Origin of the sequence: Kitasatospora sp. NPDC059747 (assembly GCF_042732955.1) — a bacterium.
Classification (GTDB): Bacteria; Actinomycetota; Actinomycetes; order Streptomycetales; family Streptomycetaceae; genus Kitasatospora.
On sequence record NZ_JBHWGV010000195.1, the window covers coordinates 1 to 10,218 of the forward strand.

General features: G+C 72.7%; 7 protein-coding genes and 1 pseudogene. 3 read left to right on the forward strand and 5 right to left on the reverse strand.

The features are described 5' to 3' along the window. Window positions 1-120: 120 nt before the first annotated feature. Window positions 121-573 (reverse strand): annotated as a pseudogene (locus ACFV4G_RS41530) (solute carrier family 23 protein); the annotation flags it as partial. A 196-nt stretch (window positions 574-769) separates the two neighbouring features. On the opposite strand from ACFV4G_RS41530, the gene ACFV4G_RS41535 reads away from it, so the two are divergent. Further along, window positions 770-1,342, forward strand: a complete 573-nt coding sequence (locus ACFV4G_RS41535; protein WP_380448478.1) for a dihydrofolate reductase family protein — start codon at window positions 770-772, stop codon at window positions 1,340-1,342. 344 nt (window positions 1,343-1,686) lie between these two features. Here the strand turns inward: ACFV4G_RS41535 and ACFV4G_RS41540 are convergent, their stop codons facing one another. Together ACFV4G_RS41540 and ACFV4G_RS41545 are read right to left on the reverse strand one after the other, a co-directional pair. After that, complete coding sequence (locus ACFV4G_RS41540; protein WP_380448479.1) at window positions 1,687-2,937, reverse strand: serine hydrolase domain-containing protein; 1,251 nt, start codon at window positions 2,935-2,937, stop codon at window positions 1,687-1,689. A gap of 178 nt (window positions 2,938-3,115) precedes the next feature. Then, on the reverse strand, window positions 3,116-4,099 hold the full coding sequence (locus ACFV4G_RS41545) for a GlxA family transcriptional regulator (RefSeq protein WP_380448481.1): 984 nt from the start codon (window positions 4,097-4,099) through the stop codon (window positions 3,116-3,118). Between the two features lie 91 nt (window positions 4,100-4,190). Between ACFV4G_RS41545 and ACFV4G_RS41550 the strand changes: the two genes are divergently transcribed. Beyond that, window positions 4,191-4,784 (forward strand): MBL fold metallo-hydrolase, encoded by a 594-nt coding sequence (locus ACFV4G_RS41550; protein WP_380448483.1) that lies wholly within the window; start codon window positions 4,191-4,193, stop codon window positions 4,782-4,784. 306 nt (window positions 4,785-5,090) lie between these two features. Here the strand turns inward: ACFV4G_RS41550 and ACFV4G_RS41555 are convergent, their stop codons facing one another. Both ACFV4G_RS41555 and ACFV4G_RS41560 read right to left on the reverse strand, forming a co-directional pair. After that, window positions 5,091-5,795: a response regulator gene (locus ACFV4G_RS41555; RefSeq protein WP_380448489.1), complete on the reverse strand. Its 705-nt coding sequence runs from the start codon at window positions 5,793-5,795 to the stop codon at window positions 5,091-5,093. A 92-nt stretch (window positions 5,796-5,887) separates the two neighbouring features. Further along, a complete protein-coding gene (locus ACFV4G_RS41560; protein ID WP_380448485.1) occupies window positions 5,888-7,168 on the reverse strand; it encodes a sensor histidine kinase in 1,281 nt (426 codons plus the stop codon). Window positions 7,169-7,541: 373 nt separating this feature from the next. On the opposite strand from ACFV4G_RS41560, the gene ACFV4G_RS41565 reads away from it, so the two are divergent. Beyond that, entirely contained in the window at window positions 7,542-9,731 is a 2,190-nt protein-coding gene (locus ACFV4G_RS41565; protein WP_380448487.1) for an MMPL family transporter, read from the forward strand. Window positions 9,732-10,218 lie beyond the last annotated feature (487 nt).

Genomic DNA, 10,218 nt, shown 5'->3' on the forward strand with positions numbered 1-10,218 from the left:
CTGGCTTTTGTTAATCAGCGACCGGTTCCGCCGGGGCCCGGGCGCGGCCCCGAGGGCCCGGCCGCCGGCCGGTGGTGACGCTCGTCACTCCGCCGGGGCCCATAGCACGGGCCGGTCCGCCTACTTCGTCGGGCCCGCCCCACCTGCTTCCTCGGCGTCGTAGGAGGACGTGCCCGAGTCCAGCAGCGGCTCCTGCGTCTTGAGGTGCGCCGGCGCCAGCGCCCGCAGCGCGTGGTAGCCGGTGATGACGACGATCGTGCCCAGCGCGATGCCGCTGAGGCTGAAGGTGTCGGTGAACTTCATGGAGACGTTGCCGATGCCGATGATGATGCCCGCGGCGGCCGGCACCAGGTTCAGCGGGTTGCGCAGGTCCACCTTGGCGGTGATCCAGATCTGCGCGCCGAGCAGGCCGATCATGCCGTACAGGATGACGGTGATGCCGCCGAGCACCCCGCCCGGGATCGCGGCCACGACGGCACCGAACTTCGGGCAGACGCCGAACAGCAGCGCGAAGCCGGCCGCGGCCCAGTAGGCGGCGGTGGAGTAGACCCGGGTGGCGGCCATGACGCCGAGGTCCTGGACGACCTCCGTGACGAACCGCTCGGGCCGTTGAACCCGAGGAGCCTGCGGAAAATCGGCGACGAGCGATGAGTTTTGCTGTGATCCACAGTCATAGATCACGGCTGGTGCGCCTCGGCCGCGACTGCGATCGATGCGCGCACCGATTGAATCAACCGAGAACCTGACACGAGAAACCGAGGAACCCCAGATGCGTACTCTGATCAGCACCGCCTTCATCTCGCTCGACGGCGTCGTCGAGGCCCCTGGCGGCGAACCCGGCTACCGCAACACCGGCTGGACCTTCAAGCACACGGAGTTCCTTCCCGAGGCGTTCGGCATCAAGGGCCAGGAGCAGAAGGAAGCCACCGCCATGCTGCTGGGCCGGACCAGCTACGAGGCATTCAGCCCGGTGTGGCCCGGCATGGAGGACTTCGCCGACTACAAGGTGATGCCGAAGTACGTCGTCTCCACCACTCTCACCGACGGCGACCTGGTGTCGAACTGGGGCGAGACCACCATCCTCCGCTCGCTCGACGAGGTCGCCGCACTGAAGGAGACCGAAGGCGGCCCGATCATCGTCCACGGCAGCGCCGCCCTCAACCAGGCCCTCTCGGACGCCGGCCTCATCGACCGCTACCACCTCCTCGTCTTCCCGCTGCTCCTCGGCGCCGGAAAGCGCCTGTTCAGCGCCACCGACAAGGACACCCAGAAGCTCAAGCTCGTCGAGCACGAGACCTACGCCAACGGCCTGCAGAAGAACGTGTTCGACGTCGTCCGCTGACGAGGCTCCCGTGGGAGGACCGGACATGGATCTTCGGGACTGTGGATCGCCTCGATCCGGATCGGGGCAGATCGTTCGCTCGGCCATCCGCTCTGCTCGTTGTCCCCGGCGTTGTCTCTTCGCGGAAGTCTGGATCGGCAGTGCCCCGGCCGTCACTGCCACCGTTGCCTCTGAGTCGATCCTGGCCGGCTATCAGCGCGGTGCCGGCGAGCTGCGGCTCGGTCCTGCCGTGCTCGGGTCCCTTGAAGGCCGGGGACATGGCAACGGCAACCACGGGACGAAGAAGGTGTCGCCGTACAGCACCACCGGGCGACGTCGGGGACCGGTGGTACCTCTCCGTCCGCTCACGCGTTGAAGGCCGCCGAGATGATCTGGTTGACGAGGCGGCGGTCGTTGCCGCCTCCGGTGATGGGGTTGAAGGAGTAGACGAGCCGGCGCTTCAGGTCACGGGTGGCGAACATGCCGTCGGTGTAGCCGAACGTACTGCCGGTCTTGCCCCACACGGTCACGCCGTCGGGGAGGGTGACACGCATCGGGCCCGCGCCGTAGAAGGCCCGGCCGTGGCCCGGGTCCTGGTCACTGCCACCCAGGTAGGGGACATCGGGGACGGTGAACATCTCGTCGAGCTGCGCGGGCGGCAGGAGCCGTCCCCGGAAGAGCGCCGTCAGGAATCGGTCCAGGTCCGCCGTCGTGGAGATCATGCCTCCGGCGCCCGGATTCTGCTCGGTGATGTCGACCAGCCCGCTCTTGTCATGTGCGGGGGAGAGGTCGATGTAGCCGTGGGTGTGCGGACCGGGAATGGTCGTGTCCGTCTCGGGCGCGGTGGTGTGCCGCAGATCCAGCGGCAGCAGGATCCGGTCGGTGATCTCCTGCTGGTAGCTCCGGCCGGTCAGCTTCTCCACGAGCATCGCGGCGAGGTAGTAGCCGGTGGCCCCGTAGCTCTGCATGGTGCCGGGCTGGTCGAAGAGTCGGGGATGCTTGACCGCCACGGCGACCAACTCGCCGAAGGAGTGGTCGTCGAGCCGGTGCTCGACGATCCCCTGCGGGTCGGTCGGCAGGTCCTGTGCCGTCAGCTCGGGCAGACCGCCGGTGTAGTCGAGCAGTTGGCGCACGGAGATCGCCGGGTAGTCGGCGGGCAGCACGTCCGGCAGGTACTCCTGGACCGGACGGTCGAGATCGACCTGGCCCTCCGCGGCCAGCTGGAACACCACGGTCCCGATGAACATCTTGGTGACGCTGCCCAGGCGGAACCGGCCGTCGACCGGGACGGCCTCCCCCGTCGTCACATCGGCGACCCCGGACGTTCCCGTCCAGTGCCCGGCCGGCCCGCTGACCCGGGCCAGCACCGCTGTCGTGGTGGCAGGGGCACTTGCGACCGCCGCCCGGAGCGCAGCCACGTTCAGCTCGGGAAGAGAGGCCTCGGAGGCCGCCGCGACGGCTGCGGGGCGCCCGGCCGGTGCGGCGAGAGCTGGGGCAGCGGTGCTCAGGACCACTGCGGTGAGAGCCGTGCAGGCCAGCCCCGCAAGCGGCAGCCGCCTCCTGCGGCCGTTCATGGTGGCGGTCGCGCGGTTGATCGGCAAGGTTTCGGAAGTCATGCCTCGAGCCTGCCGGAGGCTGACTGTCCAGCCATCAGGGATCAGCCCCCAGCCGCCCCGGAGTCACCCCTGATACGTACCGGTCTCGGGGGAATTCGAGCTTCCGGAGGCGCTGGCCCGGCGGCTCGGCCGACGGGTGATCAGCGGGCAGTGTCGCGGACGAGGACGAGTTCGTTGCTCATCCGGCGGTGGCTTGCCCGGTTCGCTTCGGTGTGCTGGTGAAGGCGCGCCGGTAGGAGCGGGGAGGCACCCCTCGGCGCCGCACGAACTGCTCGCGCAGCACGGCCGCGCTGCCGTAGCCGACCCTGCGGGCGACCTCTTCGACCGGGAGGTCCGTGGTTTCGAGGAGTTCCTCGGCTCGGCTGAGTCGCAGGCTGCGCAGCCAGGCGTGCGGGGTGGTGCCGGTCGCCGCGGTGAAGCGGCGGGCGAAGGAGCGTTTGCTCATCATGGCGCGGCGCGCCAGTTCCGTGACGGGCAGCGGCTCGTGGAGGTGCTCGCGGGCCCAGCCGAGGACCTCGGCGAGCCGCTCGTCCCGGCCGTCCTCGGGGACGGGCGCGGCCAGGTACTGGGCCTGACCGCCGTCGCGGTGGGACGGCAGCACCATGTCGCGGGCGACGGCGTTGGCGAGCGCGGCGCCGTACTCGCGCCTCAGCAGGTGGAGGCACAGGTCGAAGCCCGCGGCTGCTCCGGCACCCGTGACGACGCTCCCTTCGTCGATGTAGAGCGCGCCGGCTTCCACGGTGACCTGCGGGTGGCGGTCGGCGAGGAGTTCGGCGAACCGCCAGTGGGTGGTCGCCCGACGGCCGTCGAGCAGTCCGGCGGCGGCGAGCGCGAACGTGCCGACGCAGTGGGCCGCGACTGTGGCGCCGCGCTCGTGCGCGGCCCTCAGCACGTCGAGCACAGCCGGGGCCGGTGGTGCGCGGAATTCGGTCCCGGGCAGGGCGATGAGCAGATCGGCGCCGGCGAGCCGGTCCAGCCCGTGCGCGACGGACAGCGGCACGCCGCAGTCCGTCGGCACCGGTCCGGGCCGGTCGGCGCACAGGGCGAAGTCGAACCCGGGCAGCTCCGCCCCATGGGGACCGAACACCTCGGTGACGATGCCGGCGGCGAGCAGGCCGACACCAGGAGGGGCGTACGCGGCGACGGTCTTGAAAGGCAGCACCGTCGCAGTCTGGCACACCTGGCACGAATCCTGCGATCAAGGGCATCAGTGCCACTCGTGAACCACCGCCGCACCCGGAAGGATTGAGGCCATGACAGACGCACCGCTCGGCCGCAGCGCCAACTACAAGGTCCTGACCACCGGCTACGTGGGATCCACCGGCCCCGGAGTCGCCGCAACCGTCTCCTACATCTCCGACGCAGGACGACACGTGATCTTCGACCCGGGCATGGTGGCAAGCCCCGACCACATCCTCGCCCCGCTCGCGGAACTGGGCCTGACCCCCGAAGACATCACCGACGTGGTACTCAGCCACCACCACCCGGACAACACCATGAACGTCGGCCTCTTCCGCCGCGCCCGGGTACACGACCACAAGGTGGAGTACCAGGGCGACCAGTGGAAGAACCGGGACGCAGAAGGCTACGAACTCACCCCCTCGCTGCGCCTGATCCGCACCCCAGGCCACAGCCCCGAGGACATCACGCTGCTGGCGGGCACGGACTCGGGCGTCGTCGCCTTCGCCGGCGACCTGTGGTGGCACGCGCACGGCCCGGCGGACGATCCGGTAGCCCCGGACCGCGAACTGCTGCGCGCCTCACGGCTGCGGGTGCTGGCTGCGGCGGACCTGATCGTGCCCGGCCACGGCGGCCCGTTCGAGGCCGACGACACGACCCCGCGCTGAGGCGCGTTCGGTAACCGGTCGGGCTGTGGCCGTTCGTCGGCGTGGTGGTGATCGTGCGCATGCGTCGCGGGAAAGTCCGGTGCGTCGCGGGCACCGCACGAGATCCGCTGCCAGGCGTCGGCCGGGGCCTGGGAGAACAGCCAGTCGATGCGTGGACAGCCCACGCCGAACTGGGACTTGGGCACTGTCAGGACATAGCCGACACCGGACCGTTCCAGCAGTCGGCGAAGCGGTCCCGATCCTCGGTCCAGGACCTGGGCGGGTCGAGCTCGCGGTCGACAGGGGCCCGCAGGCAGAAAGCCCCCGCTACCCGCCTCCCGTGCGCGCCGTGACCAGGCCGGACTCGTAGGCCGCGATGACCGCCTGGGCGCGGTCCCGGACGTCGAGCTTGCCGTAGATGCTGGTGATGTAGTTCTTCACCGTCGACAGGCTGATGTCCAGGGCCCGGGCGATCTCGGTGTTGTCGAGGCCGGTGGCCATCAGCCGCCACACCTCGACCTCCCGGGGCGTCAGCCCGCCCGTGTCGGCGACCGGCGGCAAGGCGCCGACCGGGGCCCGGACGTAGGTGGAGATCAGCCGGGTGAGCAGGCGCGGGGCGACCACCGCCTCGCCGGCGTGGACGGTGCGGATCGCCGCGCCCAGTTCCTCCGGCGAAACGTCCTTGGGCAGGAACCCGTGGGCGCCGGCGCGCAGCGCGGCCACCACGTACTCGTCCATGTCGAAGGTGCTGAGGGCGAGGACTCGGCAGGAGGGGAGGGTGCGGGCCAGCTCCCGGGTCGCGCCGACCCCGTCGAGCACGGGCATCCTGATGTCCATCACCACGACGTCGGGGCGCAGCAGGCGGGCGGCGGTGACGGCCTGCTCCCCGTTCTCGGCCTCGCCCACCACCTCGAAGGACGGGTCGGGGGAGAGGATCAGGGACAGGCCGCGCCGCACCAGCGGCTGGTCGTCCGCGATGAGGACCCGGATGCCCGGTGCCGCCGCCACCGGGCCGTCGCCGTGCGGGCTCACCGGGCCGTCGTCGTTCGACCGAACCGGGCCGTCGCCGTGCGGGCTCACCGGGCCGCTGTCGTTCGACCGAACCGGGCCGTCGCCGTGCGCGCTCACCGGGCCGTCGCCGTTCCGTGCTGGACGGCCGCGTCGGCCGTTTCCTCCGGGGCCAGTGGCAGGTCGGCCAGGACGGCGAAGCCGCCCTCCGGACGTGGTCCGGTCCGCAGGGTGCCGCCGTGCAGGGCGACGCGCTCGCGCATGCCGATCAGGCCGTACCCGCTCCGGCCGCCGGCCGGCACCGCCTCCTGCGGTGCGGCGCCGCCCGTGCCCGCCGTGCCCGCCGTGCCCCCGTCGTCGCGCACCTCGACGGTGACCCGGTCCGGACCGTACGTCAGGGTGACGGTCGCGCGGGCGGGCCCGGCGTGCTTGCGGGCGTTGGTGAGGCCCTCCTGGACGATCCGGAACACGGTCAGGCCGACAGTGGGCGGCAGCGGGCGGCGGGGCCCCTGGACGCCGAAGTCGGTCGGCAGGCCGGCCACCCGGGACTCGTCCACCAGCCGGCCCAGGTCCTCGGCCCCGGGCTGGGGCGAGGGCGGGGCGGTGTCCGGTTCGTCGCCGGCCCGCAGGACGTCCAGGAGCTGGCGCATCTCCCGCAGGGCCAGTCGCCCGGAGGACTCCAGGGTGACCAGGGCGTCCCGGACCACCTCCGGGTGGGCGAGGTTGGCCCGGGCGCCGCCGGCCATCAGCTGCATGGTGGTGATGTGGTGCGCCACGATGTCGTGCAACTCCCGTGCGATGCGGCGGCGTTCATCGGCCACAGCGCGGTCGGCCAGCAGCTTGCGGTTGGCCGCGACCTCCCGCTGCCAGCGCGCCACGGCGAGGCCGGCGCCGACCACGAGCAGGGCGGAGACGGGGGCGCTGACGACCGCCTGCCAGGCGGGCATCCGCAGGTGGCTCTGGCTCAGCACTGTCAGCACCGACGTCACCACCGAGGCCGCCGCCGTCTCCAGGGCGGTGCGGGCCCTGGCCACCGAATACAGGGCGACCACCAGCGCGGCGCCGAAGTGGGGGCTCGCCGGCGCGGACAGGTCGGCCGCCGACTGGAGCACCAGGACGCCGGCCAGCGTCGCGACCGGGCGGCTGCGCCGGGCGAGCAGCGGCAGGGCCGACAGCGTGACCAGGAGGAAACCCGTCAGGCTCGCCCCGTGGTCACCGGCATCCCCGTTGAACACCAGGTAGCCGAGCAGGTCGATGGTGCAGGCACCGACGGCCAGCAGCGCGTCGGCGCGCGTCCACGGCGCACCGTCGGAGTCCGCCGGGTCCGCCGGGTCCGCCGGGTCTGCCGGCTCCGCCCCGAGTGCCGCCTCCGCCACGGGACGCTGACGCCCGCCCATGTCCGTTCCCCTCCGCGCCCGGCCCGCGCCGCGCCCTACCGTTGAGCCCCGTTGAGCCCCGACCGGGCTCCGTTGAGCCCCGGCCAGGCCCCGATCAGGCCCCGACCAACCGTCATCGGCCCTGATCAGGCCCGATGACCCCATTCTGGCATCGACCCACCCCACCCCGGCATGGTCCCCACGGCCGATCACGGGGCCCGGACCAGGACCACGGTCCCGGGTCCGGGCCCGGCCGAGGAGCAGGGGCCCCGGTGCGGATCGTCCGTCGCAGGGACGTCCGCGGCCCACCCGGGTGATGGTCTGGAAGCCGGCCGGGAACCCCCGCAGCCGAGACCGACCTTGCGGACGCTCGCGTCCACCGCCGGAGGAAACCGTGATCCGCGCACTGACCGGATACTCAACCAGGAACCCGTGGAAGGTGATCGCCCTCTGGGTGGTGCTGGGAATCTCCCTGGCCCTGCTGAGCCCGATGCTGCTCGCCCGGGTCACCCAGTCCCAGACCGGGGACTTCCTGCCCAAGAGCTACGACTCGGCCGCCGCACTGCGGATCGCCGAGGACGACTTCGGGATGAAACCCGACGCCACCACGGTCACGGTTCTGGTCGCCAGGACCGACGGCCAGGCGCTCACCGCCGCCGACCAGCAGCGGGTCGAGGCCGAGGCGGCGAAGCTCGCCCAGCGCCGGGTCGTCATGCCCAGGAAGGACGACGAGCCGGCCTTCCTCGTCCCCGACCGGTCCCAGACCCCACGGGTCGCCCCGGCCATGGTGGCGCCCGACCGCAGCTTCGAACTGCTCTCCGCCGAACTGACCGGCAACGCCGCGGACGAGGGCGTCCAGGGCGTCTACCGGGCGTTCCGGGACGCCACCGTGGCCCGGTTCGCCGACGCCGGGATGCGCACCGGGTTCACCGGGGGACTGGCCGACGCCGTGGACACCGCCGACTCCCACCGCACCGCCGCGACGGTCGGCAGCGCGCTCGTGATGGGGCTGATCGTCCTGCTCAACGTGCTGGTGTTCCGCAGCGTGGCGGCGGCCCTGCTGCCGCTGCTCGCCGTCGCCATGATCGGCAGCGTGGCGGGCGGAGCCGTGGCCGTCGCCGCGACGCTGACCGGCCTCAAGCTCGACGCCGGCACCCCCGGGCTGGTCTCCGTGGTCCTGCTCGGCATCGGCGTCGACTACCTGCTCTTCCTGCTCTTCCGCTTCCGCGAGCACCTGCGGGCCCGGCCCGAGCAGCCCGCCCGCGAAGCCGCCGCCCAGGTGACCGCCCGGGTGGGCACCGCGATCACCTCGGCCGCGCTGACCATCGTCGCCGCCTTCGCCACCCTCGGCGTGGCCAGCTTCGGCCAGTTCCGCTCGCTCGGCCCGGCCATCGCCGTCGCCGTCCTGGTCATGCTGCTGGGCAGCCTCACCATGATGCCCGCCCTGCTCGCCGCCTGCGGCCGCGGCATGTTCTGGCCCTCCCGCAGCCTGCGCCGCCAGCCGGGCGAGGGCTTCGCCGCCCGCTTCGGCGCGCTCGTTGCCCGGCGGCCACTGCCGATGCTGCTCGCCGCCCTCGCCCTGCTCGGCGCACTGGCCGCCGGGATGACCGGGATCCGGATGGACTACGGCCTCGGCGGCGCCGGCGACCGGACCCCGGCCGCCGCCACCGCCGCCGAGATCTCCCGCACCCTGCCGGCCGGCGTCTCCGACCCGACGAGCGTCTACGTCGTCACCACGGACGGCACCACCCTCACCCCCGGCCGGCTCGACGCCCTCTCCCACGCCCTCACCCAGGTCGAGGGCGTCGGCAAGACGGGCGGCACCGTCCTCAACGGGGACCGGCGCGCCGCCCGGATCGACCTCTACCTGACCGCAGACCCGCAGAGCCGACGCGCCCGCGACCTGGCCTCCGGCCCGGTCCGCGCCACGGTCGCCGCCCACACACCCGCCGGAACCAGCGCCCACGTGGGCGGCACGGCGGCGATCTTCGCCGACATCTCCACCGCCGTCGACCACGACCTGACGATCGTCTTCCCGGTCGCGGCCGCCCTGATCGCCCTGATCCTGCTGCTGCTCCTGCGCAGCCTGCTCGCCCCGCTGGTCCTGATGGTCTCCGTTGGGCTCGGCTTCGCCGCCACCCTCGGCGCCGCGACCCTGCTGTTCCAGCACGGGCTGGGCGAACCGGGCGTCAGCTTCACCCTCCCGCTGGTGCTGTTCCTGTTCGTCGTGGCACTGGGCACCGACTACAACATCCTCATCACCGACCGGATCCGCGAGGAGATGCAGCGCCCCGGCCCGCCCCGCGCCGCCGTCGCCCGCGCCGTACGGCACACCACGCCCGCCATCGCCACGGCCGGCCTGGTCCTGGCCGGTTCCTTCGCGACCCTCGCCGCCACCCCGGGCAGCGAACAGGTCGCCTTCGCGCTGACGCTCGGCATCCTGCTCTCCGCCGCCGTCCTGTCCCTGGCCCTGGTGCCCGCCGTCGCCGCCCTGCTCGGCCGCGCCCTCTGGTGGCCGCTCCGCCCGGCCCACCACCACCGGGCCGAGCCGGCCCCGGAGCCCTACCGCGTCCCGGTGCCCTGACCGGCGAGCCGTCGGTACTCCAGCAGGACTTCTCCATCTCCGCTATCTCCGCTGGTCAACGGCCTGGGAGTGGGAATCGCGGTCGGGCGGGTGCGGGACAGTCGGTCGAGTCCCGCCTCACGCCGGACGAGCTGCGAAGGGGCCACGGACCAGGCAACTCCCGGTGATCTTGATGGTTCTGATGCCCAGCTATGGTCCGGACCCGTGACGGCCGGGGTGCAGAAGCTGTACGAGGCGATGCGCGGGCACTTCCACCGGGCCGCAGGGCGCACGGATTCACGCTCGACCCCGCCCAGGAGCTCCCCGTCGAACGACCCAGCCGGCTGGCCGGCGAGCTGGCCCACCCGGCCTGGCGGCTGCGCCGCAGTCCGCGGCGGCCCGCGTGGTGAGAACGGCGGCCGCGGCCGGAACCTCCGGGCCGCACCGATGCCAACGGCCTGCCGCGGGCCGCCCGCGCCCCCCGCGCCGCGGGGGGGGGGTACGGGCC

What these genes read in the sequence shown, in the direction of transcription:
- ACFV4G_RS41540 (WP_380448479.1), bottom strand. Translation starts at nt 2,937, where the DNA reads ATGACTTCCGAAACCTTGCCGATCAACCGCGCGACCGCCACCATGAAC.
- ACFV4G_RS41535 (WP_380448478.1), top strand. Translation starts at nt 770, where the DNA reads ATGCGTACTCTGATCAGCACCGCCTTCATCTCGCTCGACGGCGTCGTC.
- ACFV4G_RS41550 (WP_380448483.1), top strand. Translation starts at nt 4,191, where the DNA reads ATGACAGACGCACCGCTCGGCCGCAGCGCCAACTACAAGGTCCTGACC.
- ACFV4G_RS41560 (WP_380448485.1), bottom strand. Translation starts at nt 7,168, where the DNA reads ATGGGCGGGCGTCAGCGTCCCGTGGCGGAGGCGGCACTCGGGGCGGAG.